Origin of the sequence: Alkalilacustris brevis, from assembly GCF_003350345.1 — a bacterium.
Lineage (GTDB): Bacteria > Pseudomonadota > Alphaproteobacteria > Rhodobacterales > Rhodobacteraceae > Alkalilacustris > Alkalilacustris brevis.
On the sequence record NZ_QNVJ01000054.1, the window covers coordinates 110,068 to 135,783 of the forward strand.

27 protein-coding genes are annotated in these 25,716 nt (G+C 66.6%); 9 read left to right on the plus strand and 18 right to left on the minus strand.

Translation table 11 applies throughout. The features are described from left to right. Nucleotides 1-12 precede the first annotated feature (12 nt). The 7 genes from cueR to DQ229_RS08355 all read left to right on the plus strand — a co-directional run bounded on the left by cueR (nucleotide 13) and on the right by DQ229_RS08355 (nucleotide 6,039). The gene (gene cueR, locus DQ229_RS08325; RefSeq protein ID WP_114965806.1) at nucleotides 13-417 is read left to right on the plus strand and encodes a Cu(I)-responsive transcriptional regulator; all 405 of its coding nucleotides are present in this window, start codon (nucleotides 13-15) and stop codon (nucleotides 415-417) included. 220 nt (nucleotides 418-637) lie between these two features. Then, nucleotides 638-1,630 carry an extracellular solute-binding protein gene (locus DQ229_RS08330; RefSeq protein ID WP_114965807.1) on the plus strand — a complete coding sequence of 331 codons (993 nt, stop codon included), beginning with the start codon at nucleotides 638-640 and terminating at the stop codon, nucleotides 1,628-1,630. Continuing rightward, a complete protein-coding gene (locus DQ229_RS08335) occupies nucleotides 1,627-3,219 on the plus strand; it encodes an ABC transporter permease (RefSeq protein ID WP_238381004.1) in 1,593 nt (530 codons plus the stop codon). Before DQ229_RS08330 ends, DQ229_RS08335 begins: the two co-directional genes overlap by 4 nt. Before the next feature lie 2 nt (nucleotides 3,220-3,221). Next, nucleotides 3,222-4,310 (plus strand): ABC transporter ATP-binding protein, encoded by a 1,089-nt coding sequence (locus DQ229_RS08340; protein ID WP_202909538.1) that lies wholly within the window; start codon nucleotides 3,222-3,224, stop codon nucleotides 4,308-4,310. Nucleotides 4,311-4,473: 163 nt separating this feature from the next. Continuing rightward, nucleotides 4,474-4,800 (plus strand): H-NS histone family protein, encoded by a 327-nt coding sequence (locus DQ229_RS08345; RefSeq protein ID WP_114965808.1) that lies wholly within the window; start codon nucleotides 4,474-4,476, stop codon nucleotides 4,798-4,800. 77 nt (nucleotides 4,801-4,877) lie between these two features. Next, entirely contained in the window at nucleotides 4,878-5,699 is an 822-nt protein-coding gene (locus tag DQ229_RS08350) for a YihY/virulence factor BrkB family protein (RefSeq protein WP_274378829.1), read from the plus strand. A gap of 64 nt (nucleotides 5,700-5,763) precedes the next feature. After that, entirely contained in the window at nucleotides 5,764-6,039 is a 276-nt protein-coding gene (locus DQ229_RS08355; RefSeq protein WP_114965859.1) for a hypothetical protein, read from the plus strand. 12 nt (nucleotides 6,040-6,051) lie between these two features. Here the strand turns inward: DQ229_RS08355 and DQ229_RS08360 are convergent, their stop codons facing one another. Then, nucleotides 6,052-6,360 carry a hypothetical protein gene (locus DQ229_RS08360; RefSeq protein WP_155326474.1) on the minus strand — a complete coding sequence of 103 codons (309 nt, stop codon included), beginning with the start codon at nucleotides 6,358-6,360 and terminating at the stop codon, nucleotides 6,052-6,054. Nucleotides 6,361-6,500: 140 nt separating this feature from the next. Between DQ229_RS08360 and DQ229_RS08365 the strand changes: the two genes are divergently transcribed. Both DQ229_RS08365 and DQ229_RS08370 read left to right on the plus strand, forming a co-directional pair. Continuing rightward, nucleotides 6,501-7,778, plus strand: coding sequence for a glycerate kinase type-2 family protein (locus tag DQ229_RS08365; protein WP_114965811.1), 1,278 nt, complete (start codon nucleotides 6,501-6,503; stop codon nucleotides 7,776-7,778). A gap of 176 nt (nucleotides 7,779-7,954) precedes the next feature. Further along, nucleotides 7,955-10,252: a xanthine dehydrogenase family protein molybdopterin-binding subunit gene (locus DQ229_RS08370; protein ID WP_114965812.1), complete on the plus strand. Its 2,298-nt coding sequence runs from the start codon at nucleotides 7,955-7,957 to the stop codon at nucleotides 10,250-10,252. A 26-nt stretch (nucleotides 10,253-10,278) separates the two neighbouring features. Here DQ229_RS08370 and DQ229_RS08375 read toward each other — a convergent pair whose 3' ends face one another. From DQ229_RS08375 to rsmI, 17 genes are all read right to left on the minus strand, one after another. After that, nucleotides 10,279-12,009, minus strand: coding sequence for a complex I subunit 5 family protein (locus DQ229_RS08375; protein WP_114965813.1), 1,731 nt, complete (start codon nucleotides 12,007-12,009; stop codon nucleotides 10,279-10,281). After that, the gene (locus tag DQ229_RS08380) at nucleotides 12,006-13,424 is read right to left on the minus strand and encodes a proton-conducting transporter transmembrane domain-containing protein (protein WP_238381005.1); all 1,419 of its coding nucleotides are present in this window, start codon (nucleotides 13,422-13,424) and stop codon (nucleotides 12,006-12,008) included. Before DQ229_RS08380 ends, DQ229_RS08375 begins: the two co-directional genes overlap by 4 nt. A gap of 50 nt (nucleotides 13,425-13,474) precedes the next feature. Further along, complete coding sequence (locus DQ229_RS08385; RefSeq protein WP_114965815.1) at nucleotides 13,475-14,998, minus strand: complex I subunit 5 family protein; 1,524 nt, start codon at nucleotides 14,996-14,998, stop codon at nucleotides 13,475-13,477. Continuing rightward, nucleotides 14,995-15,345 carry an NADH-quinone oxidoreductase subunit K gene (locus DQ229_RS08390; RefSeq protein WP_114965816.1) on the minus strand — a complete coding sequence of 117 codons (351 nt, stop codon included), beginning with the start codon at nucleotides 15,343-15,345 and terminating at the stop codon, nucleotides 14,995-14,997. Before DQ229_RS08390 ends, DQ229_RS08385 begins: the two co-directional genes overlap by 4 nt. Next, a complete protein-coding gene (locus tag DQ229_RS08395) occupies nucleotides 15,342-16,289 on the minus strand; it encodes a hydrogenase subunit MbhD domain-containing protein (RefSeq protein WP_114965817.1) in 948 nt (315 codons plus the stop codon). Before DQ229_RS08395 ends, DQ229_RS08390 begins: the two co-directional genes overlap by 4 nt. Then, nucleotides 16,286-16,588, minus strand: a complete 303-nt coding sequence (gene mnhG, locus DQ229_RS08400; RefSeq protein ID WP_114965818.1) for a monovalent cation/H(+) antiporter subunit G — start codon at nucleotides 16,586-16,588, stop codon at nucleotides 16,286-16,288. The genes DQ229_RS08395 and mnhG overlap by 4 nt, the downstream gene beginning before the upstream one ends. Continuing rightward, nucleotides 16,581-16,880, minus strand: a complete 300-nt coding sequence (locus DQ229_RS08405) for an MrpF/PhaF family protein (protein WP_114965819.1) — start codon at nucleotides 16,878-16,880, stop codon at nucleotides 16,581-16,583. The genes mnhG and DQ229_RS08405 overlap by 8 nt, the downstream gene beginning before the upstream one ends. Further along, nucleotides 16,877-17,395 carry a Na+/H+ antiporter subunit E gene (locus DQ229_RS08410; protein ID WP_162300801.1) on the minus strand — a complete coding sequence of 173 codons (519 nt, stop codon included), beginning with the start codon at nucleotides 17,393-17,395 and terminating at the stop codon, nucleotides 16,877-16,879. The genes DQ229_RS08405 and DQ229_RS08410 overlap by 4 nt, the downstream gene beginning before the upstream one ends. 196 nt (nucleotides 17,396-17,591) lie before the next feature. After that, the gene (locus DQ229_RS08415) at nucleotides 17,592-18,470 is read right to left on the minus strand and encodes an MBL fold metallo-hydrolase (protein WP_114965821.1); all 879 of its coding nucleotides are present in this window, start codon (nucleotides 18,468-18,470) and stop codon (nucleotides 17,592-17,594) included. Nucleotides 18,471-18,569: 99 nt separating this feature from the next. Next, entirely contained in the window at nucleotides 18,570-19,649 is a 1,080-nt protein-coding gene (locus tag DQ229_RS08420) for a HesA/MoeB/ThiF family protein (RefSeq protein ID WP_114965822.1), read from the minus strand. Continuing rightward, nucleotides 19,649-20,116 carry a dUTP diphosphatase gene (gene dut / locus DQ229_RS08425; RefSeq protein WP_114965823.1) on the minus strand — a complete coding sequence of 156 codons (468 nt, stop codon included), beginning with the start codon at nucleotides 20,114-20,116 and terminating at the stop codon, nucleotides 19,649-19,651. The genes DQ229_RS08420 and dut overlap by 1 nt, the downstream gene beginning before the upstream one ends. Continuing rightward, on the minus strand, nucleotides 20,113-21,318 hold the full coding sequence (coaBC, locus tag DQ229_RS08430) for a bifunctional phosphopantothenoylcysteine decarboxylase/phosphopantothenate--cysteine ligase CoaBC (protein WP_114965824.1): 1,206 nt from the start codon (nucleotides 21,316-21,318) through the stop codon (nucleotides 20,113-20,115). The genes dut and coaBC overlap by 4 nt, the downstream gene beginning before the upstream one ends. A 177-nt stretch (nucleotides 21,319-21,495) precedes the next feature. Then, nucleotides 21,496-22,374 (minus strand): RNA polymerase factor sigma-32, encoded by an 879-nt coding sequence (locus tag DQ229_RS08435; RefSeq protein WP_114965825.1) that lies wholly within the window; start codon nucleotides 22,372-22,374, stop codon nucleotides 21,496-21,498. Between the two features lie 90 nt (nucleotides 22,375-22,464). Then, nucleotides 22,465-23,415 carry an alpha/beta hydrolase gene (locus DQ229_RS08440; protein WP_238381006.1) on the minus strand — a complete coding sequence of 317 codons (951 nt, stop codon included), beginning with the start codon at nucleotides 23,413-23,415 and terminating at the stop codon, nucleotides 22,465-22,467. Beyond that, nucleotides 23,412-24,359 carry a glutathione synthase gene (gene gshB, locus DQ229_RS08445; RefSeq protein WP_114965827.1) on the minus strand — a complete coding sequence of 316 codons (948 nt, stop codon included), beginning with the start codon at nucleotides 24,357-24,359 and terminating at the stop codon, nucleotides 23,412-23,414. The genes DQ229_RS08440 and gshB overlap by 4 nt, the downstream gene beginning before the upstream one ends. An 84-nt stretch (nucleotides 24,360-24,443) precedes the next feature. Next, complete coding sequence (locus tag DQ229_RS08450) at nucleotides 24,444-24,818, minus strand: YraN family protein (RefSeq protein WP_114965828.1); 375 nt, start codon at nucleotides 24,816-24,818, stop codon at nucleotides 24,444-24,446. Further along, nucleotides 24,815-25,687, minus strand: a complete 873-nt coding sequence (rsmI, locus tag DQ229_RS08455; protein ID WP_114965860.1) for a 16S rRNA (cytidine(1402)-2'-O)-methyltransferase — start codon at nucleotides 25,685-25,687, stop codon at nucleotides 24,815-24,817. Before rsmI ends, DQ229_RS08450 begins: the two co-directional genes overlap by 4 nt. Between the last annotated feature and the right edge of the window lie 29 nt (nucleotides 25,688-25,716).

Here is a 25,716-nt window from a genome sequence, read left to right on the forward strand (position 1 = left end):
AGGGGAACGGCCATGAACATTGGTGAAGTTGCCGCCAGATCCGGGCTGCCGGCGAAGACCATCCGCTATTACGAGGAGATCGGGCTTGTCCGGCCGCCGCGTGATGCCAACGGCTATCGGGCCTTTCGCGAATCGGATCTGCATAAGCTGGCTTTTCTCGCCCGCGCCCGCGCACTGGGTTTCAGCATCGATGATTGCCGCACCCTGCTTGCGCTTTACGAAGACCGCAGCCGCGCCAGCGCGGATGTGAAGCGTGTCGCGAAGGAAAACCTGCACCGGATCGAGGCGAAGATCGCCGCATTGGAAGAAATGCGCGCGACGCTTTCCACGCTGGTTGCCGCCTGCGCGGGCGATACCCGGCCCGACTGCCCGATCCTGCGCGATCTGGCCGATGCCCCCGCAAAAGCCCGCGAATGAGAGTGTGACAGCCTGGCGCATCATGGCGCGCCGAATTCCTGATAATTTCAGTTGACTGTCCCGGCGGCCTCAAATACCCGAGTACTTGCGTAGGAATTGAGCGGCCGTCATGGGGACGGGCGCGAGAGGCAGGCGCTCCGCCTTGAGGGGCATTCTACCGGGATCCTGTTCCTGCAAGGGATTGCGACATTGTCGCAGCAGAAATGGAAAAGGGTTCAACATGAATGGTATTCGCAACACCATACTCGCGCTGGCAGCAGTAGCGGCAACGCCGCTGAGCGCGCAGCAACTGACACTCTATTCGGGCCGGGGCGAAACGCTCGTCGCGCCGATCATCCAGACCTTCACGCAGGAAACCGGTATCGAGGTGAACGTGCGCTATGGCGGCACCGCCGAGCTTGCAATCCTGCTGCAGGAAGAGGGCGACATCTCGCCCGCCGATCTCTACTGGGCGCAGGATGTCACTGCACTTGGCGCGGTGGCCGACATGTTTGCGCCGCTGCCCGAAGCGACGCTCGAGAAGGTCTCGCCGGTTTATCGTGACAGCGATGGCCGCTGGATCGGCATTTCAGGCCGGGCGCGCGTGCTGATCTACTCGCCCGAGCGGATGTCGGCCGAAGAGCTGCCGCGCACATTGGCCGATGTGACCGATCCGCAATACGCCGGGCGCATGGCGCTGCCGCCCACGAATGGCTCGTTCATCGCCCATGTCGCGGCGCTGCGCGTGGCCGAAGGTGACGACTACACGCTGGAATGGCTGCGCGGGATTGCCGCCAATGACCCGGTCATCGTGCGCAACAACACGGCCGCCTATCAGGCAATCGCCGATGGCGAGGCCGATTTCGCCATGACCAACAACTACTATCTGGGCCGCTTTCTGGCGTCTGATCCGGGATTCCCGATCGCGCAGGCACAATTCGAGCCGGGCAATCTGGGCAACCTGATGATGCCGGCGGGTATCGGGATCCTTGCCACCAGCGACAATACCCAAGCGGCTGTCGCCTTTGTCGATTACCTGCTGAGCCAGACTGCCCAGCAGTATTTTACTGGCAATGTCTATGAATACCCCGTAACCGGCAGCGGCATCGTGCCTGTCACAGGGATGGGGCTGAGCCACACCGAAGCCGAGGCCAACGCGCCCGAGTTCGATCTGAACACGCTGACTGATCTCGAAGGCACGCTTGATCTGATTAGGGAAGCCGGGTTGATTTGACAGACCTCGCCATCACTTCGGGCCGTCGCATTCCGGCGGCCCGCATTCTCTTCTCGGTCGTCGGTCTGATGATCGGGGGCATGATGCTTTTGCCCCTTTACTATCTGCTGCTGCGGGCCTTTCAGGCCGATTTCTCCACCGTCATGGGGCTGCTCTGGCGGCCGCGCACCGGGCAGCTTCTGCTGAACACGGCGGCACTGACTGGCGGGGTTCTGGTGTTTGCCACAGTGATCGCGCTGCCGCTGGCCTGGCTGGTCAGCCGCACCAACCTGGCCGGGCGGCGTGTGCTCAACATCCTCGTCGTGCTGCCGCTTGCCGTGCCCGGATACGTCATGGCCTATGCGCTGATCGGGCTGGCGGGCAATTACGGGTTTCTCAACCAGACGCTGGGTTTCACCCTGCCGCGCCCGCAAGGCTGGTGGGGCGCGACACTGGCGCTCAGCCTCTACACCTTCCCCTACCTCTACCTGAACCTGCGCGCGGCTTTTGCCGGGCTGGATGCAAGCCTTGAGGAAAGCGCCCGCGCGCTGGGTTGTTCCGCGCGCGAGGTGTTCATGCGGGTGACGCTGCCGCATCTGATGCCCGCGCTGCTGGCCGGCTGGCTGGTGATAGGGCTTTACGTAATCGGCGATTTCGGCGCCGTCGCGCTGATGCGTTACGAGGCGTTTTCCTACGTGATCTATGTGCAGTATTCGGCGGCGTTCGACCGGGTCTATGCGGCATGGCTCGCGCTGATCCTGATCGCCATCGCGCTGACCGTGGTCTGGTGGGAAAGCCGGTTGCGCGAGGGGGCGCATTATGCGCGCACCGGATCGGGAAGCGGCGCGGCGCTGAAACGCCTGCGGCTGGGACTGGCCGGGCAGGCGGCAGGCTGGGGCTTTGCCGGGGCGGTGGTGCTGGCCTCTATCGGGTTGCCGGTGGCGGTGCTGACCTTCTGGATGACACGCGGGCCGCTCGAGCCGGTGCTTGCGCCGCTTTTTGACAGCTTCGTGCAATCGCTCTCGGTCGCGGTGCCCTCGGCGGCGCTGGCCGCGGTGATGGCCTTGCCCGTAGCGGTGTTGGCGGTGCGCTACCCCTCGCCGCTTTCGACGCTGATCAACCGGCTGGCCTTCGTGGGCTATGCTGTGCCTGCGCTGGCCTTCGCGCTGGCCTTCGTGTTCTTTTCGCTTCAGGGTGCGCGCTGGCTTTACCAGACCCACCTGCTGCTGATCACCGTCTATGCACTCGCCTTTCTAGCTCTGGCATTGGGGCCGATCCGCTCGGCCATGTATCACGCGCGGCCCTCGCTGGAGGAAGCCGCGCGCGCACTGGGGCACGGCCCGGTCTCGACCTTCTGCCGCGTGACCTTTCCCACCATCCGCCCCGGCATCGTTGCCGGTATGGTGCTGGTCTTCGTCATCGCGATGAAAGAGCTGCCAATCGCGTTCCTGCTGGCGCCAACCGGTTTCAGGCCCTTGGCGATCACCATGTTCTCGCGCACCTCCGAGGGGATGCTGATGGATGCCGCGCCCTATGCGGCGGCGATTATCGCCTTCTCGGCTATTTTCGTCGGCTTCGTTTTGCGGCATGACCGCAAGGCAGGAGGATGATGATGCAAGAGCTGCCGCGTTCACTCAGTTTCCGTATGCCGGCCGAGGCGACGCCGCTGGGCTTCCGCCAACGCCCGGCAAAGGTGCTGCTCGAGGTCGATGGCCTGATGCGCCGTTTCCCCGGTGAAGGCGCGGCCGCGGTCGAGCGTGTCTCGTTCAGCATGGGCGAAGGCGAATTGCTCGCACTGCTTGGCCCCTCCGGCTGCGGCAAGACAACCACGCTGCGCATGATCGGCGGGTTCGAACCGCCGGATGCTGGCCGCATCATCCTGCGCGGGCGCGACATCACGCGCCTGCCCCCGGAAAAGCGCGGCATCGGCTTCGTGTTTCAGGATTACGCGCTGTTTCCGCATCTCGACGTGCTCGACAACGTCAAGTTCGGCCTGCGCGGTATGCGCCGTGCCGAGGCCGACGACCGCGCCCGCGCCATGCTGCGGCTCGTCGGGCTGGAATCGCTCGCTGCGCGCAACCCCCATGAACTTTCCGGCGGTCAGCAGCAGCGCGTGGCACTGGCCCGCACCCTGGCTGTGGCGCCCCCGCTGGTGCTACTGGACGAGCCGTTTTCAAACCTCGACGCCGCCATGCGGGTCGAGACCCGGCAGGAAGTGCGCGCGCTTTTGAAAGAGGCGGGATCGGCCGCGATCCTCGTCACCCATGACCAGGAAGAGGCGCTGGCGCTGGCCGATCGCATCGCGGTGATGGAGGCCGGGCGCGTGGTGCAGATCGGCACCCCCGACGAGATCTATCGCAACCCCGTCAGTGCTTTTGTTGCCAGCTTCATTGGCCGCTCGAACATCTTCGAAGGCACCGCCGACGGGATGGATGCCGACACACCGTTCGGCCGGCTGCCGCTGTCACGCGCGGCCAATGGCGAGGTCAGCCTTGCCGTGCGGCCTGAACAGATCCTGCTTGAGCCCGACCCCGAAGGCACCGCCGCCGTGGTGGGCCGCGAATACCGCGGCCACGATCAGCTTTACTGGGTGCAGGAAGGCGAACGCTGTCTGCTTGTCATCTCAGGGCCGGGGGCGCAGATTGATGTGGGCGCGCGCGTGCGGCTGCGGATCTGCGATTGCGTCACCCCGGTGAATTGAGCCACCTCGGATACCGCGAGCCCTCATAGCGAAAAGCGCTGTTGCAAAACGTGCCCGTGCCAGTTTGCGGTTTGGCTCGGGCGCGCCATGCCTTTCCCTTATTGCAATCAAAGCGCTTGCTATTTATACGCTGCGTGCCATTTTAATGGTGTAACTCTCTAGAATGGGGAACGACGTGGTTAGATTCAATCTGGAAGAAATGCCGCTGAATGAGTTGAAGCAGCTCAGGAAGGATGTTGATCGAGCTATTGAAACCTTCCAGGAGCGTAAAAAGCTGGAAGCGGCATCTGAGCTTGAGGCTCTGGCGCGCGAAAAAGGGTTTTCTCTGGCCGAGTTGACCGGGGTTGCGCGGAAAACCCGCAAACCGGCAAAGCCAAAATACCGTCACCCGCATGACCCGAGCATTACCTGGTCAGGCCGTGGCCGCAAACCCAATTGGTTTGTCGATGCGCTGAAACAGGGCAAGTCGGCAGACGATCTTGCCATCTGATCAAAGTGCAGCAAGGCCCTGGCGATGACAAGCCGCACGCCGGACGCATGAAAACCTGGCTCCGCATCGTTGGCCGCATGTGGAATGCAATGGGCGAACGCAACCTTGACCTTATTGCGGCCGGGGTTGCGTTTTTCGCGCTGCTTGCAATTTTTCCGGGTATTGCAGCACTGATATCAATCTGGGGCTTCATGTCAGACCCCGCGATGATCGAGTATCAGTTCGAAATGCTGCGCGAATTCATCCCGGAAGAGGCGCATGCGCTGGTCGCCAGCCAGATTGACCGCCTTGCCGCCGCGCATGACAGTGCACTGGGCTGGACGACGCTCGTTTCCATTCTCTTCACATTGTGGACGGCGCGGTTGGGCGTCGGGGCGCTGATGACGGGGCTGAATGCCGTGCATGGCTTGAATAATCGTGGCGGGGTGCGGCGCACAGCCGTGGCGATCGCGTTGACCGTCACGCTGCTTGCCGTGGCCATCGTGGCGATTGCAACGATCATCGTACTGCCCATCGTTCTTGCTTTTGTGCCGCTGGGGCCGTTCGCCAGTATCGTCGTGAATTCGCTGAAATGGATCGTCGCGCTTTCAGTGGTCATGGGCGGGTTGAGTATTGTCTATCGCTACGGCCCCAATCGTGGGGTTCGGCTGCCCTGGCTCACGCCTGGGCTATTGCTGGCGGTGTCGCTCTGGGCATTGGCGTCGCTGGCCTTTTCCTGGTTTCTTGCGAATTTCGGCAACTACAACGAGACCTACGGATCGCTGGCGGCGGTGGTCGCCTTGCTGATCTGGTTCTATATCTCGGCCTATGCCACGCTGATCGGCGCGCTGCTCAATGCCGAGCTCGAGGGCGGGCGGCTGGATACCGCCGAGGCCGATAACGACGCGGCTGCGGATTGATCCCGATCATCCCGGGCGGGGGAGTGAACCTGCTATAATGGTGCCCTTGCGTATGGAGGCACCGATGATCACCCTGGACGACATTGAAGACATGACCTGCCTGAGCCGCGAAGAAATCGCGGCCATCGCCGAGCATGAGCACCTGCCCGACCTCGATGCCGCGATGCTGGGTGAATATCTGATGCATATCCATCACGGCCCGGTGCAGGTGCAGCAGATGATCTGCGATGACATTCGCGCCGCGCTGCACCGCGATGATCTCGACCATGCGCGCACGCTTTTTACAGTGCTGCGCAGCTTCATGGCCGATCATCCCGAAGCCGCGCGCGGGGCAGAGTAGGCACATGCCCCCTCAGCAATCGATCCGTGCGGTGATCACGCCGCTGTCACCCTCGGCCGAGCCGGGGCGCACCGAACAGCCCGTGGTCTGCCCGATTGCCTGAACCAGCCGTTCTGGCATGTCGCGCCGGGCGGCACGGCCGGCGTAATCCAGCCGGATCGCCTGTGCGTGATCACCGTCGCGGAAAACCGCGATCTGCGTGCCGCCGATGGTTACGCGCTGCTCTTCTGCCCCCAGAAACCGGGGCGAGGGCGAGGCACACCCGCCAAGGCCGAGTGAGATGGCGAGCACGAAGGCAAAGGCTGCGAGACATGGGTGCATGGCGGCAGTCTCCCGAGGTCTGGTTAACAGAAGGTTAGCGCGCGGCGCTCCGTTGCACTGAGGGGCAGATCGCCCTTTCCCCCCGGCGCGGCTGGCGCTACCCCTTTCGCATATGCAATGCGCAAGAAACGAGAAACCCGATGCACCCTGGCCCGCAACAGCCCGCCGACTTTCTCCGTGCCCTGTTCGACCGTGCGGTCGCGGTGGCCGACCCGATGCGGATCGTTGCTCCGGCACTTCCGCCGCGGCCGGCCGGGCGGGTTGTGGTGATCGGGGCGGGCAAGGCCTCGGCCCGGATGGCCGAGGCGGTCGAGGCGGCCTGGGGCCCCTGCGAGGGGCTGGTCATCACGCGCTATGGATATGCGCGCTCCTGCGCAGGTATCGAGATTGTCGAAGCCGCACACCCGGTGCCCGATGCGCGCGGGGCCGAGGCCACGGGACGGATGCTCGAACTGCTCTCAACTCTGGGCGAGGATGACCTGGCCGTGGCGCTGATTTCGGGCGGGGCATCGGCGCTGTTGGTGCGTCCGGCGGGCGCGATCTCGCTGGCTGACAAACAGGCGGTGAACGCGGCGCTTCTGGCTTCGGGTGCGCCCATCGGGCAGATGAACATCGTGCGCAAACATCTCAGCCGCGTGAAGGGCGGGCAGCTTGCCGCTGCGGCGTCGCCCGCGCGCATGGTTGCCCTGATGATCTCGGATGTGCCGGGCGATGACCCGGCCGAGATCGGCTCAGGCCCGACGGTGGGCGATGCCTCCACCCCGGCAGACGCGGCCGCGACCCTTGCGCGCTGGAATGTCGAGGTGCCGCAATCGGTGGGCGCGCACCTGGCCGGCGGCGAAACCGGCGTGGTGCCGCCCGGCGACCCCCGTTTGGCGCGGGTGGAAAACCGGGTGATCGCCGCGCCTGCGCAATCGCTCGATGCGGCGGCGGCGCTGGTCCGCGCGTCAGGCTGCGATCTGCGCATTCTGGGCGATGCCCTGGAGGGTGAAGCGCGCGAAATCGCCGGCGCGCAGGCACGCACAGCCATTGAGGCGCGGCAGGCGATGAAGCCGGGCGATTCGCCGCTGCTGTTGCTGTCGGGGGGGGAACTGACGGTAACGCGCCGGGGCGATGGCCTGGGTGGCCCGAATGCCGAGTTCGCGCTGGCGCTGGCGCTTGCGCTTGATGGTGCGCCGGGTATCCATGCCATCGCCTGCGACACCGACGGGGTGGATGGTGCGGCCGAAGTGGCCGGCGCGATTATCGGGCCGGGCACGCTCGCCCGTGCGCGCGCTGTCGGGCATGACCCCGAGCGCGCGCTCAACGCCAATGACAGCCACGGTTTTTTCGCGGCGCTGGGCGATCAGGTCATCACTGGCCCGACCCTGACCAATGTGAACGATTTTCGCGCGATCCTCGTCCTGCCGCCTGAATGAGCGCGCTTTCGGCTCTGCGGGGGCCGCGGCGCACCGCCGTCGATGGCGGCGCGATGACGCAAGAGCGAAAACATACCCGGAAAAACGATTTTTGCGCTTCTGCCTCTCGCAGCCCGTGCGGGGCTGTGCTTTGTTGCGGATCGTGAGGGCAACAAAACCGTATCGAGGGGGAGTTCATGCTGAGGATTGGGCAGTCGCAGGTCCGTTTTGAAGATGACGTGCTGGTGCGCGGCAAGGCCACCTATACCGATGATGTGCGCCGCCCCGGCGAGCTTGCCCTCGTGCTGCTGAGGTCTCCGGTCGCGGTGGGCCGGATCGCCAGGCTCGATGTCTCCGGCGCGGTCGGAATGCCGGGTGTCGTGGCGGTTTTCACCGGGCAGGAGCTGGCGGCGGGCGGAGTTGTCGGGCTTGCGCCGCGCGTGCCGATGCCGGGCCCGGATGGTGAGGCCTCGCGCCATCCGCCCTTCATGCCCCTCGCGGTGGATGAGGTGCGCCATGTCGGAGAGCCGGTTGCCGCGATCCTGGCCGAGACGCGCGCGCAGGCCGAGGATGCCGCCGAGGCGGTGATGCTCGAGATCGAGGACCGGCCCGCGGTGATCAGCGCGCTTGAGGCCGCGCGCCCCGATGCGCCACGCGTCTGGCCACAATATCCCGACAACCTATGCTATCGCCAGATACAGGGCGACCCGGAGGCGGCCCGCGAGGCAATCTCTGGCGCCGCGCATGTGCTGCGCGAGCGGCTTGAGATCACCCGGATCACCACCGCCGCGATGGAGCCGCGCGCCGTGCTGGTCAGTTTCGACCCTGAAACCGAACGTTTCGAGGTGGAACTGGGCACCCAGGCACCGCACCGGCTGGGCGGCGATCTGGCAGCTGCGCTGGGATTGCCGAACCAGGCGGTGCACGTCATGACCCGCAGCTGCGGCGGCTCTTTCGGGATGCGGAACATGGCCTATCCCGAATATGTCGTCGCGCTCTGGGCGGCGCGGCGGCTGGGGCGGCCGGTGCGCTGGGTCGCAGGGCGGATGGAATCGTTCCAGTCGGACGCGCACGCGCGTGAACAATGGGCCGATGCGACGCTCGCGCTGGATGAAGACGGGCGGTTCCTCGCCATCGATGTCGCGGTAAAGGCCAGCCTTGGCGCCTATCTGGGGCCAGCGACCATGGTTCCGCCGATCGCCAATACCGGCGGCATCGTCGGGGTTTACCGTTTCCCGGCTGCGGCCATGCGGATCGAAAGCTATTTCACCAACACCCAGATCAATGCGCCTTACCGCGGCGCCGGGCGGCCCGAGGCCAGTTACATCCTTGAGCACATGATCGACCGGGCCGCCGTGAAGCTGGGCGTGGACCGGGTTGAGCTGCGCAGGCGCAACATGGTCACCCCCGATCAGATGCCCTATGACACCGGCTTCATCTACACCTATGACAGTGGCGATTTTCCTGCCGTTCTCGAAAAGGCTCTGGCGGCGGCCGATTGGGCGGGCTTTCCCGTGCGCCGGGCCGAGGCCGAAGCCCGGGGCCGTATCCTTGGCATTGGCCTTGCCTGCGTGATCGAGATCGCCAACGGCCCCCCCGGCAAGCCCGCGCCGGAATTCGCCCGGCTGGTGGTTTCGCCCCAGGCGGGGGCACGGATGTTGATGGGCTCCTCCGATTCGGGGCAGGGGCATCTGACAACCTTCCGCCAGGTGCTGAGCGATCGGCTGGGTCTGGAACCCGAAGAGATTTCGCTGCTGACGGGTGACACCGATGTCGTGCCGCAGGGTGTTGGCACCTTCGGGTCGCGCACGATGGCGGCGGCGGGCACCTCGCTGTGGCGCGCGGCCGACCAGGTGATCGAGGCCCTGCGCGAAGAAGCTGCCGAGATGCTCGAGGCTGCATCCGCCGATATCGAGTTCGACCACGGCCGCTACCGCGTGGCCGGCACCGACCTTGGCGTGGCCTTCCGCGATGTTCTGGCCCGCGCCGACCGCGAGGTTTCGGGAGAATCCTTCGAGGCGGCGGATGCAGCCACCTTCCCCAATGGCTGCCATGTCTGCGAGGTCGAGATAGACCCGGACACCGGCGGCACGCGGGTGGTGCGCTACACGCTGGTCGATGACGTTGGCACGGTGATCAACCCGTTGCTGATGAAAGGGCAGATCATCGGCGGGATAGCCCAGGGGTTGGGGCAAGCGCTGCTCGAGCAGGTGCATTTCGAATCCGGCAGCGGCCAGCTTCTGAGCGCAAGCTTCATGGATTACGCCATGCCCCGCGCGGGCGACATGCCCAGCCCGCGGGTCGAGACACACTCGGTGCCGACGGCGAACAACCCGCTTGGCGCCAAGGGTGCGGGCGAGGCGGGCACCGTGGGCGCCCTGCCGGTGGTGATGAGCGCGGTTTGCGATGCGCTGGCTTCGCGCGGGGTCGGCCCGATCGGGATGCCGGCCAGCCCGTTGCGGGTGTGGCAGGCGTTGAACGGGGCGAATGGCTGAAGGCGGCCCCGGCCGCCCCGCCGCGCTTACATGAAGCCGGCCAGCACCAGGATCAGCACGAGCGCCGCCAGCCCGCTCCATCGCCACTGCCCCAGCGCGGCCTCCAGACGGGCGACAAGCTGGCCCGTCTGGTTGCCAAGGCTTCGCGGCAAGGGGCTGGTGACTGTCTTTTGCGCAAGGCTTCTGCGCGCGGTGTCAGCGCGCTCGGCCTGCCTGATCGTGGTCAGCACCGCCCGCTCGAGCATTGGCGCCAGATCTCCGGTGGGCAGACGCGGCATGACCAGCCCACGCCAATTTGCCAGAAGGCCAGCAGCCAGCCCGGTGGCCACGGGCCAGGCAGCGGCCAACAGGGTGGTGCCCCGCCACGGGTAGTCGGGGCCAAGCCCTCCGGACCAGTCCGACCAAAGCCCCCAGGGCAACAGCACCGCGCCAAGGCTCAGCGCCAGCACCGGCGCCCAAAGCCTCCAGTCGGACCGCCCGGCACTGTGCTTTCCCTCGGGCGTTGCTTCCCGCGACAGCCGGATCAGGAACCAGCCCAGCAGCAATGTCGTGGTGATCCCCGAAATCGTCATCAGCATTTCGGCGGTGGCGCCTGCACCACCGGCCAGCACCGGCTTGCCAGCCGCCTTGACCAGCGCGCCGCCACTCAGCGGCGCACCCGCGACCGAAAGCGCGGCCAGCGCCGCAAGGCCCAAGGCAGCAACACGCCGACCGCCAGCCGCGCCTGCGACCACACCCACCGACAGGAACAAGGCCGCCTTGGCCAGCCCATGATGAAAGGCGTAGAAACCTGCCTGCTCCATCCCGCTGCCCGCCGTCAGTGCCGCACCGATCAGCGCCATCACCAGCCCCATCTGGCTGATCGTGGAATAGGCCAGGATCGCCTTGGGATTGGCCTGGCTCAGCCCGTAGAGCGCCGCGGCGAAGGCCCCGAACAGCCCCGCCGTCACCAGCACCCCGGCCAGGCCCGTGCCCGGCGGCAGGAACAGGATCAGCCCGATGACCCCGGCCTTGACGATCGCCCCCGACAGGACCGCCGAAGCCGGCGTCGGTGCGACCGGATGCGCCAGCGGCAGCCAGATATGCAGCGGCACGAGCCCCGCTTTCAGCCCGAAGCCTGCCAGCAGCAGCCATCCCGCCAGCCCGCCCAGCGGCGCCTGGGGCAGGGCCGCGCGCATATCCTCGATGCGCAGGGTATCGGCAGCGGCAGCACCGATGGTGAACCCCGCCAGCAGGCAGGCCTCGCCCAGCACAGCCAGCGTCAAATAGATACGCCCGGCGCGCAGGGCCTCTTTGCTCGCCGCCTCGACCACCAGAACATAGGCCGCGAGCGACACTGCGGCAAAGGCCACATAGAAGGTGATGATGTCCTGCGCCAGAAACACCCCCAGATTGCCTGCCAGCGTCAGGCACCAGAAGCCGGTGAATACAGCGGGGCGGCGCGCGCTGCGCATGTAGGCCACCGCATATACCCCCGCCGCCAGCCACAGAAACGCTGTCATCCCCAACAGCAACATCCCCAGCGGCGGCTGGCCCAGCACCACGCCGAGCAGAACGAACCCCACCACAGTCTCGGCCCCGCTACCGGCCCCTGTCATTGCCACCAGCGCCAGCAGCAGCGCAGGCAGCGGCGCAAGCGGCAGCAGTGTGATTGCGTGGGTGCGGATCGCAGGCAAGGCCGCCGCCAGACCCAGCACAAGCGGCCAGATCAGCGCGATCAGCGGCAGCACAGGGCCATCAAGCACAAGGGGTGTCACGGCAGATACTCCCTTTCGACGATCAGGGTGGCCCAGGCCAGCGGGCTGAACGCGCTGGCGGCAAACAGCCCCACGGCCAGCGCCGCCGCCGCAGTAATGACCGGCGGCCAGAGGATACCCGGCGGCGTCGCCCTCGGGCCGGAGCTGCCCCCTTCGACCGGCACGGGCCGAAACCAGATCCGGTAGAGCAGCGGCAGGAAATAGGCCGAGTTGAGCAGCGACGATGCCACCAGCACCGCCACCACCCAGGCCGCGCCCGATTGCACACCGCCAACGCCCAGGTAGAATTTAGAAACGAACCCGGCCATCGGCGGTATCCCGATCATGCCCAGCGCGCCCAGCGAAAAGCACAGCGACGTCAGCGGCATCCGCGCCCCTATCCCGTCAAGCTGGCGGATCTCGGAAATGTCGGCGCATTCCTGATAGACCCCGGCGCAGAAGAACAGCGTGATCTTCATCAGCCCCTGATGCACCAGGTGCACCAGCCCGCCGATCACCGCGAAGGGCCCCGCCAACGCTGCGCCCAGCACGATATAGGCGACCTGGCTGACGGTCGAAAACGCCAGCCGCTTCTTGACCTCGGTTTGCTGCAACGCCCTGAGCGAGCCCCAGATGATCGTGACCGCCGCCAGCGCGGCCAGGACGATGCCCACGCGCAATTCCTCGACCAGCGCGATGCCGAAGACATCATAGATGACCCGCACGATGCCGAAGGCCCCGGCCTTGACCACCGCCACCGCGTGCAGCAGCGCACTGACCGGCGCGGGCGCGGCCATGGCTGCGGGCAGCCAGCCATGCAGCGGCACCAGCGCGGCCTTGACCCCAAGCCCGGCGATGAACAGCGCGAAGATCATGCGCAGGCTGGCATCGCCATGCGCGCGCAGGTCGGCAGGCAGGGCGAATTCGATCGGGCCGGTCGCGCTTTCCAGCCAGAGTATCGCCACCAGAAGTGCAGCGCTGCCGGGCAGCGAAAACGTCAGGTAGCTGCGTCCTGCCGCCAGCGAGGCGCGATCCTGCTTGTGGATGACCAGCGGCCATGTGGACAGCGTGAGAAGCTCGTAGAAGATGAAAAAGCTGATCAGGTTGCCTGCCATCGCCAGCCCCGTGGTGGCCGCCACGCAAAGGCTGAAGAAGCCGAAAAAGCGCGAAAGCTCGGGCTTGGTGCCGAAATAGGCAATGGCGTAGATCGTGGTCAGCAGCCACAGAAAAGCCGAGAGCGTCACGAACAGCAGCGAAAGCGCATCGATGCGCAACAACAGGTCCAGCCCCGGCGCAAGCGGCAGCCGCATCTCGTAGATCGTGCCTTGCGCGACCTCGCCCAGCATGAAGGCCACCATCCCCAGCTTGAGCAACGCGCAGCCAAGGTTCAGCGCATTGCGGGTGCCATGGGCGGTCTGCGGCAGAAAAAACGTCACTAAAGATGCGATCAATGACGAAAACAGGATCAAAACCGGAAGCGCCGCGGTCATTCCAGCCCCTCCGCCGCGGCCTCTGGTCGGCCGATCTGGAGAAACTCGAACGGCGCGGCCGAGGCCAGGCCCAGCAGGATGGCTGCCGCAGCCAGGACCAGAGGCACCAGTTGCGCCGCCCGCGTGATCGCCGTCAGCCCCTCGGGCATGTCGCGGGCGAAGGTCAGCACCAGCGGGCGATAGAGATAAATGGCGGCCAGCAGCCCGCCCAGCACCAGCACCGCGGCCCAGATGACCTGCCCCGAGGCAAAGGCCGCCGTCAGCATCAGGTACTTGGCCGTGAATGCGCCCGAGGGAGGAAGGCCCATCAGCACGATCGCCGAAAGACCGAAGGCGAAGGCGGCAATCGGCGTGGCCTTGGCCATGCCGCGCAGCCCGTTGAGCCGGTCATGCCCGGCGGCAGTTATCCACAGGCCCGCGCATAGAAACATCGACGCCTTGGCCAGCGCGTGGCTGAGCGCATGGAACATCGCCCCCGTCCATGCCCCCGCGGCCCAGGGCTGCGCGGCCGAGTCGCCCCCGGCCAGCGGAAAAATCAGGAACAGATACCCAAGCTGCGCCACGGTTGAATACGCGATGATCTGCTTCAGGCGCTCCTGCCGCAGCGCCATGATGCCACCATAGAACACCGCCACCGCGCCCAGGCTGGCCAGCACCAGCGGCATGGCCGGGTCTGTCATGTCGGGCAACGCCCCGAACCAGACCTGCACGAGGATGAAGAAAGAGGCCTTGGGCACCAGCCCCGACAAGAGCGCCGAGGCCGGCGCGGGCGCCCCGGCATGGGCAGGCGGCAGCCAGGCATGAAAGGGAAAAAGCGCGGTCTTGACCGCCAGCCCCGCGGTGATCAGCGCCGCCGCCATGTGGTCGGGCAGGCCTGCGGGCGTGCGCGCGGCCAGCAGCACCGTGTCGAGCGTGCCATGCGCGGCATACAGCAGCGCGGCCCCGAGCAGGTAAAGCAGCGAGCCCATCAGCGCGAACACCATGTAGCGCAACGCGGCGGCGATGGTCTCGGGCTTGCGCTCGATCGCGACAAGGGCGATGGCGGCAAGGCTCAGTAGTTCCAGCCCTACATAGAGGTTGAACAGGTCGCGCGACAGGAAGATCGCGTTGAGCGCGCCCCACAGCAGCAGCACCAGCGGCCAGAAGGCAAAGCCCGCGCGGGTCTCGGCGGGCGGGTCGCTGCTGGGGCCGAAACGGTGCAGCCCCTGCAGCATGACGCCGCCCAAGACCAGCCAGCTCATGCACAGGAAAGCGCCCGCAAGCCCGTCGGCGCGCAGCACGATCCCCAGCGGCGGCGCCCAGCCGCCCAGCGCCATGAGCACCGGCGCACCGTCTCGCGCGACGGAGAACACCACCACCGCCAGCGCGGCCCCGGTAGCGCCCAGCGTGGCCAGCGCGACCGCACCACCGCGCCGCCCGGCCACCACCGCCAGCAGTGCCCCGAGCAGCGGCAGCGCCACGACAAGTGCCAGCGCCAGCGACACCAGCGCCGGGGGTGTCATCGCAGCCGTGGCGGTCATGCGGGGCCATCCTTGCCAGCGGGGGTTTCCCGAGGCTCATCCTCGGGAAGCCGGTCGTGGCCGCCGCCGGCCTTGGCATGGGCCACCACCAGCGCCACGGCCAGCGCCGTGGCCGACAGGGCGACCACGATCCCGGTGATGATCATGGCCTGCGGGACCGGGTCGGTGGCGATGCCGTCGCGCGCCCCGCGCGCCGCCGCCGCGCCGAAATACAAGAACACGCCCGAGCCGATCACATTGAACGCAAGCACCCTGCGCAAAAGTCCGCGCCTTGTGACGAACCCATAAAGCCCCAGCCCCACCAGCGCCGCGCCGCACAGCCCGTATATCGTTGCCGGTGCGATCATGGGGCCTGCTCCGCGTTTTCGGGCGGGCCGAGCACCAGCGCGGCCAGGGTGATCGCGATGGACAGCGTCAGCGTGACCTCGATGGTGACGATCAGCGCCTTGGCGTGATCGGGCGGCAAGGTCAGGAAAGCCCCCGCTGCCACACCGGCCAGCCCCACCGCCAGGAACACCACAGGCCCCGCAACCAGCGCCGCCCGCAGCCAGGTCGCGCTGACATGCGGCGCGCGCACCACCCCGGCCATCGCCACCAGCAGCCAGACGGCGGCCAGCACTGTGCCGCCCTGAAAGGCGCCGCCCGGCTGGCTGGCCCCGGCCCAGACCAGATAGACCCCGACCAGAAGGCCCATCGGCGGCAGCACCCGGCCAAAGCTGGCCAGCACCCCGCCGGGCCTTGTGTGGTGGCGCAGCCCCGGCCGGCCACCCCAGGCCGCATCATCGGCCAGCGCCCAGACCCCGATCAGCGCCGCCAGCAGAACGATGCTTTCCAGCAGTGTATCCCAGGCGCGAAAGTTCAGCAGAACTGCGGTAACAGGGTTCTCGCTGCCCGATTGCGCGAGGTTTGCCGCCACGGCCTGTTGCAGCCCGCCCGGCTCGGGCAGCGCCAGAAAGGCCCAGCCCAGCCCCAGCGTCACGCCAACGGCGGCGATTGCGGTCAATGCTTCGGCCAGCCCAAAGCCCGGCTCGGTATGCGCTGCGGCATCAAGCCTTGCCATCGCCCCAAGCAGCAAGACCCCGGTCAGCCCCGCGCCAATGGCGGCCTCTGCCAGCGCGACATCGGTTGCGCCGAGGCGCAGCCAGGCGATCGCGGCGAACACGCCATAGACGATGAAGAAGATCACCGCCCCGAACAGCGGCTGGCGGCTGAGAGCGGCCAGCGCCGCACTCAGCAAAAGTGCGCAAAGGATCAGGTCAAAGGCGATGTCGGCCAGGGCAACAGCGGTCATGGCGCCTGCCGTTCGGATGGTGTGGATTTGCGCCGCAGCGCGCTGCGTGCGACCAGTTGTGCGCTGGTGCCGGCAGCGATCAGAGCAAAGGCCCAGATCAACACCAGCTTGCCCAGCACGTTCCAGTCATCGGCTTGCAGCGCCAGCCCCAGGACGATGAATCCCAATCCCAGATTGTCGGCCTTGGTCAACGCGTGCAAGCGGCTGAAGGTGTCAGGCAGCCGGATCAGCCCCAGCGTGCCCGCCAGGAAGAACACCAGCCCCAGCCCGACCAGCATGGCGGTGAGCGGCTCAGTCATCGGCGCTCTCCTCTTCCGGGTCGCCGCGCCCGCCGCTGCTTTCGGCCTTCACAAACGCTACGGCGGCAAAAGCGGCAAGCAGCGCCAGCACCAGCGCCACATCGACCATCCCCCAATCGTTTGCAGCAGCCAGCAGCAGCACCACCGCCACGCCGCCGGTGCCGACAAGCTGCGCGGCCATCATCCGGTCAGCCGGTGCTGGCCCGTGCCAGACGCGCCAGAGCGCGCCCGCCAGCGCCAGCAGCGCGATCGCCGCCGCAAAGGTCAGCCATGCGGTCAGCCACCCGCTCATGATCGCGGCTCGCCGGGCGCAGCCGCCAGCAACGTGGCGATACGGGCCTCTTCCACATGCACCGCATCGGCCGTGTGTTGGCGCGTATCGAGCACATGCACCAGCAGCATCGGGCCATCGCTGCCGGCGACCAGGGTGCCGGGCATCAGCGACAGTTCGGCGCCCAGCGCGACCTTGCCGCCATCCGACAGGTTGACCGGCTCCTTGATCCAGCCGGGGCGAATGGGCAGTGCGGGATGAAAGACACGCCAGGCGACGTCGACGCCACCCAGCAACGACCGCCACAAAAAGCCCGGTAAAAACAAAAGCATCCGGTAAAGTCGCACCCCCCCGGACGCCGGCAGCAGCCGCAGGCTTATCCATGTGGCAACCGGCACCACCAGCAGACCGACAAGCAACGCATCGCCCCCCGCGCCCGCAAGCACCAGCCAGACCGCAGCCAGGAGTGCGCCGCGCTTGAGCACGAGCATCAGCACGAGAGGCAGTTCGATGCGGGCGGATCGTTCATTTGGCACGGGCGTGCGCGGACCTTTCCGGGTTTCAGCGGCTTTCCCGGTAAAGGTAGACCCCCGGCGCGGGGCGACGCAAGCGGCTGCGCCCCGAAGCGGGGGAATGCATTCCGTCAGGCCGAAACGGGCTGCCGCGCAAACCAAAGGCCGCCCCGGAGATCCGGGGCGGCCTTCAGAGTCTCGTCTTGATCGCGCGGGCGGCTCAGCGCGGCTCGAACTTGCCGATCGGCAGCTTGAGGTAGGAATGACCATCGCCTTCCGGCTCGGGCAGGCGACCGCCGCGGATGTTGACCTGAAGCGCGGCCAGCATCCGTGCGGGCAGCTTCAGCGTGGCGTCGCGCGCGTCGCGCGTCTGGATGAACTCTTCCTTGGTGATGCCATCCTTGACGTGCTTGTTGCGGGCACGATGCTCGGCCACGGTGGCCTCGTATTTCGGCTCTTCGCCTTCTTCGGGATAGTCGTGGCCAACAAAAAGCCGCGTGTTGCCCGGCAGGTCGAGGATCTCGCGGATCGAGTTCCAAAGCACTTCCGAGGAGCCGCCGGGGAAATCGGCGCGCGAGGTGCCCGATTCCGGATACATCAACGTATCGTGCACGAAGGCCGCATCCCCCGCGACATAGGTGATCGAGCCAAGCGTATGCCCGGGCGAGAACAGCACCTTGACCTTGATGTTGCCGACCTCGAATTCGTCACCCTCGTGAAACAGCCGATCCCACTGGCTGCCATCGGTGGGAAAGTCGTCGGGCAGGTTGTACTTGTCTTTCCAGAGTTTCTGGATGTCGCGCACCTTTTCACCGATCCCGCGCGGCACGCCGCCCAGCTTTTCGGCAAGGTAGGGCGCGGCTGAGAAGTGGTCGGCATGGGGGTGGGTGTCGAGCACCCAGACGATCTCGATGCCCTGCTCCTTTACATAGGCAAGGATCTTGTCGGCATCTTCGGTGGTGACGGCACCAGCCTCCGGGTAGAAATTCCACACCGGGTCGACAATCGCGCCTTTCATGGTCTCCGGGTCATGAAAGACATATTGCAGGCTGCCGGTCGGGCGGTCGAAAAAAGTCTTGACGACGGGCGAATTGGCCATGGATTACATTCCTTCTGCTGCATCCGTTGGCACAACACATAACACAATTCGAATATGTTTCAAGACCCGGATATCGGCCAAGTCGCATCGGTGGAAAAGTCAGGTCTTTGTGCCGGTTTCGGCATCGCCCCCCGTGCAAATGGGGCAGCTTTTACGTGGTTTGACGGCAATTATCCGCGAATCGGCATAAAGCATATCAAGGATCATCAGGCGCCCGCGCAGCCCTTCGCCCGCGCCCGTGATATGCTTGATCGCCTCATTGGCCATCATCGTGCCCAGCACACCCGGCAGCGGGGCGATTACACCGGCCTCGGCGCAGCTTGGCACCAGCTCGGGCGCGGGGCGTTCGGGAAAGACGCATTGAAAACAAGGCCCGCCCCGTGCCGGGTCGTAAAGGCTGATCTGACCTTCCCACTGTGTAATGGCGGCCGCGATCAGCGGCTTGCCCGCAGCGACAGCGGCACGGTTGGACAGATAGCGGGTGTCGAAATTGTCCGTTCCGTCAAGAATCAGATCGTATTCCGAAAACAGGGTTTCTGCGATCTCCTCGGTGAGGCGGCGCTCGTAGGGGCGCACGGTGACGAAAGGGTTCAGCGCCTCGATGGCGATTTGTGCCGAGAACACCTTGGGCATCCCGATCCGTGCATCGGTATGGATGATCTGCCGCTGCAGGTTGGAGTTGTCGACCACATCGTCATCGATCACTCCCAAAGTACCCACGCCCGCCGCCGCCAGGTAAAGCAGCACGGGCGAGCCTAGGCCACCCGCGCCGATCACCAGCACCCGCGCGGCCTTGAGGCGCTTCTGCCCGGTGCCGCCGACCTCGCGCAGCATGATGTGGCGGGCGTAGCGCTCAAGCTCGACGGGGCTGAAACTGTCGGGCGAGGTGCCGCCGGCGGTTCTGCCTGGGGTTTCGGCTGCGGCCTGTGCCCGCGCGCGCAGGTGCCCCAGCCCCGCCGCGTAGCCCCCCACCATCAGCCCCACGACCCCGAGCGCAAGCCAGGGCAGCGGCGAGCCTCCGGTTGCCTGCCGCAGCCCGGCGCCCTCGGGCAGGGTGAACTGCACCAGCAGCACCCCGGCATAAAGCACCGCCAGCATGGTCAGCCGCGCCCGCCAAGGTGCCCCCATCAGGTGCCCGATGACCAGCAGCACCGCCGCCATGAACAACACCAGCCCCATCACCCCCTCCCGGTCGAGCCGAAGCCGCCCGAGCCGCGGGCGGTGTCCGAAAGTGTTTCGGTCAGTTCCATGCGGGCCTGCACCACCGGCGCCAGAACCATCTGCGCGATCCGATCGCCATGGCGAATGGTGAAGGGATCGGCCCCGAGGTTGACCGCGATCACACCCAACGGGCCGCGGTAATCGCTGTCGATCGTGCCCGGCGTGTTCAGCAATGTGATTCCGTGCTTTAGTGCCAACCCCGAACGCGGCCTGATCTGCAGCTCGAACCCCGGCGGGATCTCGACGCGCAGGCCCGTGGACACCAGCGCGCGCTGCATAGGGTAAAGCGTGATGCCGCCGTTGCGGTGGGTGTCCGGCAGGTTGGCGCGCAGGTCGGCGCCGGCGGCGCCCTCGGTTTCATAGCCGGGCAGCGGCACGGCGGGGTCGAACCCGTCGATGCGGGAAAGGCGCAGTACCGGCCTCATGCGAGCGCCTGCGCGATCCGTTCGGCCAGGCGGCGGGCCACCTCGGGCTTGACCATGCGGGGCCAGGCCTCGGCGCCCGCGTCGGTGATCAGGGTCACGGCGTTCTCAGCCCCGCCCATGATGCCCGTTCCGGCGGATACATCATTGGCCACGATCCAGTCGCAGCCCTTTCGCGCCCGTTTGGTGGTGGCGTTCTCCGCCACATTCTCGGTTTCGGCGGCAAAGCCCACCACCAGCGCGGGGCGCTGCGGGCCGGGCTGGCTGATCTGTGCCAGAATATCGGGGTTCTCGGCGAACTTCAGAACTGGCGGGCCGCCCCTGTCTTTCTTCATCTTCTGCGCGGCACCGTTGGTCACGTGCCAGTCGGCCACGGCGGCGGCGCAGATCACCGCATCGGCGGGCAGCGCCGTCTCGACGGCGGCCAGCATCTCGCGTGCGGTCTGGACATGGGCCACGGCCACGCCCTCGGGCGGCGGCATCTCGGCCGGGCCGGTGACGAAGGTGACTCGCGCGCCCAGATCACGCAAGCTGGCCGCAATCGCCGCGCCCTGCCGCCCCGACGAGCGGTTGGCGATGTACCGCACCGGGTCGATGGGTTCATGCGTGGGCCCCGAGGTCACGATCACATGCCGCCCGGCCAGCGGCCCCTGTGCCGCCCCGCTGCCTAGCGCGGCCTCGACCGCGGTGATGATCTCGGCCGGTTCGGCCATTCGGCCAGGGCCGTGTTCGCCGCAAGCCATGTCGCCGGCGTTGGGGCCGACAAACAGCACCCCATCGCTGCGCAGGGTGGCGCTGTTGCGCTGGGTCGCGGGATGTTCCCACATGCGCACGTTCATCGCCGGCGCGATCAGCACACGCTTGTCGGTCGCCATCAGCAGTGTCGAGGCCAAGTCATCGGCATGTCCGCCGGCCATCTTCGCCATCAGGTCGGCCGTGGCCGGGGCCACCACAACCAGATCGGCCGCGCGCGAAAGCTGGATATGGCCCATCTCGGCCTCGGCTGTCAGGTCGAAGAGTTGTTGATAGACCTTCTCGCCCGCCAGCGCCGACACGGAAAGGGGTGTGACGAACTCGGCCCCCGCACGGGTAAGCACCGGCACCACGGCTGCGCCACGCTCGCGCAGCCGCCGGATCAGTTCGAGCGCCTTGTAGGCGGCGATCCCGCCGCCGATGATAAGTAGTATCCGCCTGCCGCCCAGCATCCCAACGCCCTTTTTGCCGCCTGCCCGACCGTTCTAGGCGCAGGCCGGGCCGCGCACAACAGTTCTCGCCGGAAGGAAGCGCAGGGGCCGGGTCGGGGTGCAATCACGTTGCCATTGGCGCCGGACCCATTGACGGGGCATCCGGCAACCCGTCCAGAACGTCGGGCGGCCGGAGTATCACGCCAGCAATTGCTGCACCTCGCGCGAGCGGGATTCGAGCGCTTTGCGCATCTTGACGAAGGCTGCGGCCTCAAGCTGGCGCACACGTTCCTTCGAAAGGTTCAACTCCTGCCCCAGGCTTTCCAGCGTTCGCGGATCTTCCCGCAGCTTGCGCTCGCGCAGGATGAAGCGCTCGCGCGGGTTCAGGGTGCATATCGCGTCGATCAGCCAGTCGCGCAACTGCGCGCTGTCGTGATCCCTGGCGACTGTTTGCGCAGCTTGCGGCGCATCGTCTTCCAGCAGATCGATCCAGGCACGGCCATCCTCGTCGGTGCTTTGTGTCGCATCGAGCGAGTAATCGATTCCCGCAAGCCGGCCTTCCATCATCTCTACATCATGCAGCGGCACGCCCACCTCATGGGCGATCATTTCGCGCAACTGATGCCCGTCGAGCGTTTCGCCCCGCGCCAGCGCCTCGCGCTCGATCTTGGCCTGCACGCGGCGCATGTTGAAGAACAGCGATTTCTGGCTGCTGGTCGAGCCGGTGCGCACCATCGACCAGTTGCGCATGACGTAATCCTGAACGCTGGCCTTGATCCACCAGACCGCATAGGTCGAAAACCGCACGCCCCTGTCGGGGTCGAACTTGTCGGCGGCTTTCATGAGGCCGAGGCTGGCCTCCTGGATCAGTTCGTTCATCGGCGCGCCGTAACGGCGGAACTTGGCTGCCATCGAAATGGCAAGGCGCATATAGGCGGTGATAAGCCGGTGCAGCGCGGCCTCGTCGCGCCGGTCGCGCCAGGCATAGGCCAGTTCGCGCTCGGTCTCGGCGTCGAGCAGTTCGGCCTTCATCGCCTTGCGCGAAAATTCCCTGTCGCTGGGTCCGTCAAATGCCATTTTTCGAGCCTCCGGCGTATTCAGAGCGCCGCAACCTCTCGCGGCGGATATACCATGTTTACGCGCCGGGCCCGAGGCCGGATCAAATTTTCAGACAGTTTGCGGGGGTGTCGTTCCCCGGGCCGGGGGCAGCGCACGGCGCAGGAAATCACCTGCGCGCGCCAGTGCGGCATCGGCCTCGGGCAGGCGGCCCTGGAATATTTGCCAGACATGGGGCAGGTCGCCGCAGATTTCGCATTCTACCCTGCCGCCCGCGGTGCGCAGCCGCGCGGCCATGCGCAGGCTGTCGTCGCGCAGAATCTCGCTCTCGGAGGCTTGCAGAAGAACCGGCGGCGGCCGGTGCCACCCGGCAAAAAGCGGCGAGGCACGCGGGTCGCGCGAATCGCCGCCCTCGCCCAGGTAGAAGCGGCGCATGTCGTTGGCACGCGCGGGCGGGAGCATCGCATCGCGGCGGGCGTTCTCGTGAAAGGAGGCGCCCGAAAACGTCATGTCGGTCAGCGGCGAGAACGCCACCAGCGCCGCAGGGGCAGGCCAGCCCTTCCGCAGCACCTCGGCCAGCAGCGCAAGGGCAAGGCCGCCGCCGGCGCTGTCACCGGCAAGGGCGATGCGTTCGGGCGGATAGCCGCGTGCAAGCAGCGCGGCATAGGCTGTGCGCGCATCCTCGAAGGCTGCGGGAAAGGGGTGCTCGGGCGCAAGCCGGTAGCGGGGCAGCAGCGCGTCCATCCCGGCGAGGCCGGCCAGCGTTGCGGCAAGTGCGCGATGGGTGCGCGGGCTTCCCATGATATAGGCGCCGCCATGCAAGTAGAGAAGCACGCCTTGCCTGCCCGCGCCCCGCGCCCAGAGCGCGGGCACCGCCTGACCATCTGCGCACAGACGGGCGGGCAGATAGGCCGTGAACGGCGGATCGCGAAAGAGGAGCCGCGCGCCCAGCCGGAACAGTCGACGCGCGCGGGGTGGGCTGCTCTCGCGGGCAAGCTGCGGGCGTATCAGCCAGCGCAGCACAAGCCTCAGCAGCCGTGCGCGCAGGCTCTGGCCTGTCAACCGGCGCGCCTGGCTTCGATCGCTTCCCATATGCGGCCCGCCACGTTGATCTGGTCGAAACGCTCGAGTTCCTGGATGCCCGTGGGCGAGGTGAGGTTGATTTCGGTGAGATAGCCGCCGATCACGTCGATCCCGACGAATATCTGCCCCTTCTCGCGCAAGAGCGGGCCGATGCGCGCGCATATCTCGCGGTCGCGGTCGGTCAGGCCGATCTTCTCGGGGCGCCCGCCCACATGCATGTTCGACCGCGTCTCGCCCGCGGCCGGGACGCGGTTGATCGCGCCCACCGGTTCGCCATCCACCAGGATCACCCGCTTGTCGCCTTGCGCGACATCCGGCAGGAATTTCTGCGCGATCAGCGGCTCACGCGTGAAGCCGGTGAACAACTCGTGCAACGCGGCGAGGTTGCGGTCGTTAGGGTCCAGCCGGAAGACACCCGCCCCACCATTGCCGTAAAGCGGCTTGAGGATGATGTCGCCATGCACGTCCTTGAAGGCGCGGATCGCGTCGAGGTCGCGGGCGATCAGCGTCGGTGGCGTGAGATCGGGAAAGCGCAGTACCAGCAGTTTTTCGGGATAGTTGCGCACCCAGAACGGGTTGTTCACCACGAGGGTTCCGGGGTGGATCAGGTCCAGCAGATGGGTGCCGGTGATGTAATGCATGTCGAACGGCGGGTCCTGCCGCAGCCAGACGACATCGCATTCGGCAAGGTCGATTTCCGTTTCGGGGCCGAGGCTGACATGGTCGCCGTGTCGGCGGCGCAGCTCCTCGATCGGTCGCCCCCGGGCGATTACTCGGCCTTCACGATAGCGCAGCGCGTCGGGCGAATAGTAGAACAGCTGGTGCCCGCGTGCCTGAGCCTCCTCCGCGATCCGGAAAGTGCTGTCTGCGTCGATAGCGACCGACTCGATCGGGTCCATCTGGAAAGCGACCTTGAGGCTCATCTGCGCATCCCCTTTTCTGCTGCAATCTTCATTGCCGCAGTGCGGGGCCGGTTGCAATGGCGCCGTGGCAGGCTGGCGTTGCCATCAGGCGCAGAGCGCGTTTTCCAGAACCTCTATTTCACCCGTGCCGTTCACCAGCGCCACGTCAAAGCGCACCTCGGTCGCTTGCCCGGCGGGCTCTCCGGCCAGATACTCCGAGGCGGCCGCGAAAATCCGCCCGATCTGGCGCGCTGTGACACGTTCGGCCGCATGGGCGAAACTGCGGCTTTTCTTGACCTCGATGAAGACCAGCCCTTCGCCGTCACGGGCGATCAGGTCGATCTCGCCGCCCCGGCCGCGCCAGCGTTCGGCCACCACCGAAAGGCCCGCGCGCAGATAATGCGCCGCGACCGCCGCCTCGGCGGCCAGCCCGGCATGATACCCCATTTCGCCCCGCGCTGCCCGGCCCGCCGCGCTCATGTGCCTTGCTCCAGCCTGAGCGCCGCCTGATAGACCTGTCGCCGCGGCAGGCCGGTTTCGGCGGTGATCTCGGCCACCGCCTGTTTGAGCGAGCGTGTCTGCAATCGTTCCCTCAAGGCATCCTCCATATCCGTCGACGCGGCCGCGCGTGTAGCTTCCGTTTCCCGCGCGCGGTCGATGACAAGCACGATCTCGCCCCGTGGCGGGTGTTCGGTGCAACCCTGGGCCAGCGCACCCAGCGTGCCGCGGCGCACTTCCTCATGCCGCTTGGTCAGTTCCCGGCATAGCGCCGCTTCCCGTTCCTGTCCCCATGCTTCGCACAGTTCGGTTAACAGGCGGCAAATGCGTTTCGGGGATTCGAAAAGGATCACGGTTGCGGGGATTGTGCCCATCTCATGCAGGAACTTCTTGCGTGCCGCGCCCTGTGCGGGGGCGAAACCGGCGAAGAGAAACCTGTCGCTGGGCAGCCCCGACACGGTAAGCGCGGCCAGCGCCGCCGAGGGCCCCGGCGCGGCGATCACCCGGTGCCCGGCGCCGATGGCCTCGCGGGCAAGCTGATAGCCCGGGTCGGCCACCAGCGGCGTTCCCGCATCCGAGGCGTAGGCCACGCTTTTTCCAGCCTCCAGCGCCTCCAGCAGGCGCGGGCGCATTCGCGGGCCGTTATGGTCGTGATAGGCGACGATCTCGCGCCCGGCCGTCTCGAGGCCGTGGAGCGCCATGAGGTGCCGCAGGTTACGGGTGTCTTCCGCTGCCAGCACATCGGCGCGCGCCAGAACGTCCAGCGCGCGCAGGGTAATGTCGCGCGCCGCCCCGATCGGGGTTGCCACAAGATGCAGGCCCGGCTCCACCGGTGGGATTTCGCCCGCCATGTCCTGATTGCCTTCTGCCAAGTTTACTT

Bases quoted from the DNA above. Each gene is read 5' to 3' on its own strand.
- cueR (WP_114965806.1), top strand. From the start codon at position 13: ATGAACATTGGTGAAGTTGCCGCCAGATCCGGGCTGCCGGCGAAGACC.
- DQ229_RS08330 (WP_114965807.1), top strand. From the start codon at position 638: ATGAATGGTATTCGCAACACCATACTCGCGCTGGCAGCAGTAGCGGCA.
- DQ229_RS08340 (WP_202909538.1), top strand. From the start codon at position 3,222: ATGCAAGAGCTGCCGCGTTCACTCAGTTTCCGTATGCCGGCCGAGGCG.
- DQ229_RS08345 (WP_114965808.1), top strand. From the start codon at position 4,474: ATGGGGAACGACGTGGTTAGATTCAATCTGGAAGAAATGCCGCTGAAT.
- DQ229_RS08350 (WP_274378829.1), top strand. From the start codon at position 4,878: ATGTGGAATGCAATGGGCGAACGCAACCTTGACCTTATTGCGGCCGGG.
- DQ229_RS08355 (WP_114965859.1), top strand. From the start codon at position 5,764: ATGATCACCCTGGACGACATTGAAGACATGACCTGCCTGAGCCGCGAA.
- DQ229_RS08360 (WP_155326474.1), bottom strand. From the start codon at position 6,360: ATGCACCCATGTCTCGCAGCCTTTGCCTTCGTGCTCGCCATCTCACTC.
- DQ229_RS08365 (WP_114965811.1), top strand. From the start codon at position 6,501: ATGCACCCTGGCCCGCAACAGCCCGCCGACTTTCTCCGTGCCCTGTTC.
- DQ229_RS08370 (WP_114965812.1), top strand. From the start codon at position 7,955: ATGCTGAGGATTGGGCAGTCGCAGGTCCGTTTTGAAGATGACGTGCTG.
- DQ229_RS08385 (WP_114965815.1), bottom strand. From the start codon at position 14,998: ATGACCGCCACGGCTGCGATGACACCCCCGGCGCTGGTGTCGCTGGCG.
- DQ229_RS08390 (WP_114965816.1), bottom strand. From the start codon at position 15,345: ATGATCGCACCGGCAACGATATACGGGCTGTGCGGCGCGGCGCTGGTG.
- DQ229_RS08395 (WP_114965817.1), bottom strand. From the start codon at position 16,289: ATGACCGCTGTTGCCCTGGCCGACATCGCCTTTGACCTGATCCTTTGC.
- mnhG (WP_114965818.1), bottom strand. From the start codon at position 16,588: ATGACTGAGCCGCTCACCGCCATGCTGGTCGGGCTGGGGCTGGTGTTC.
- DQ229_RS08405 (WP_114965819.1), bottom strand. From the start codon at position 16,880: ATGAGCGGGTGGCTGACCGCATGGCTGACCTTTGCGGCGGCGATCGCG.
- DQ229_RS08415 (WP_114965821.1), bottom strand. From the start codon at position 18,470: ATGGCCAATTCGCCCGTCGTCAAGACTTTTTTCGACCGCCCGACCGGC.
- DQ229_RS08420 (WP_114965822.1), bottom strand. From the start codon at position 19,649: ATGGGGCTGGTGTTGTTCATGGCGGCGGTGCTGCTGGTCATCGGGCAC.
- dut (WP_114965823.1), bottom strand. From the start codon at position 20,116: ATGAGGCCGGTACTGCGCCTTTCCCGCATCGACGGGTTCGACCCCGCC.
- coaBC (WP_114965824.1), bottom strand. From the start codon at position 21,318: ATGCTGGGCGGCAGGCGGATACTACTTATCATCGGCGGCGGGATCGCC.
- DQ229_RS08435 (WP_114965825.1), bottom strand. From the start codon at position 22,374: ATGGCATTTGACGGACCCAGCGACAGGGAATTTTCGCGCAAGGCGATG.
- gshB (WP_114965827.1), bottom strand. From the start codon at position 24,359: ATGAGCCTCAAGGTCGCTTTCCAGATGGACCCGATCGAGTCGGTCGCT.
- DQ229_RS08450 (WP_114965828.1), bottom strand. From the start codon at position 24,818: ATGAGCGCGGCGGGCCGGGCAGCGCGGGGCGAAATGGGGTATCATGCC.
- rsmI (WP_114965860.1), bottom strand. From the start codon at position 25,687: ATGGCGGGCGAAATCCCACCGGTGGAGCCGGGCCTGCATCTTGTGGCA.